The organism is Burkholderia sp. BDU5 (genome assembly GCF_001522845.1).
Taxonomy (GTDB): domain Bacteria; phylum Pseudomonadota; class Gammaproteobacteria; order Burkholderiales; family Burkholderiaceae; genus Burkholderia; species Burkholderia mayonis.
Map to the genome: position 1 here is coordinate 1 of NZ_LOWC01000161.1, position 573 is coordinate 573.

Annotated in this window: 1 protein-coding gene and 1 pseudogene; one reads left to right on the forward strand and one right to left on the reverse strand. The window is 58.6% G+C overall.

Features of this window, described 5'->3' with window-relative positions; all coding sequences use genetic code 11:
• Positions 1 to 99 (forward strand): annotated as a pseudogene (locus WS69_RS33820) (3-hydroxybutyrate dehydrogenase); the annotation flags it as partial.
• Positions 100 to 294: 195 nt separating this feature from the next.
• Here WS69_RS33820 and WS69_RS35755 read toward each other — a convergent pair.
• On the reverse strand, positions 295 to 573 hold a 279-nt coding region (locus WS69_RS35755; protein ID WP_442854926.1), incomplete at its 5' end, for a transposase.

Genomic DNA, 573 nt, shown 5'->3' on the forward strand with positions numbered 1-573 from the left:
GAGGATGTCGCGAAGACGGTGCTGTTCCTGTCGGCGTTCCCGAGCGCGGCGCTGACCGGCCAGTCGTTCATCGTCAGCCATGGGTGGTTCATGCAGTAAGGGGGCTAGGCGAGCGCCGAGCCGCAGCGTCGTCTCGCCTCGTCTTGACCGTTCGGCCGCTCGAAGTCGGTGAGGCCCGTACTGCTGTTACGGCGCGTTCAATTTGAGGTCGAAGATGGGGTATTCATCTCGCGTCCGGCGAGAGCGATTTTCGGAGGTGTCAGGAATTTTGTGTGCTGAGGTCGGTTAAAGATCTCAGCTGATGGCGGCGGTGAATCGCTCGCCGAACAGGATGGCGAACTGATTGACTGCTTGCCGCCAGGTAATAGGTGGCATCTTCCAATCCTTTTCGATGTTGCGCAAGGCCAAGTACAGCAATTTGCTGGCGGCTTCGTCGCTTGGGAAGTGACCGCGATTCTTGACGATCTTACGCAACTGCATGTGCATGCTCTCAATCGGTAAGCACCTCGCGAAGGCCGTTCGCAATGCGAAGCGCACGTGAGGCATGATTGGGTATCGGTCGCTCGGGTTCGC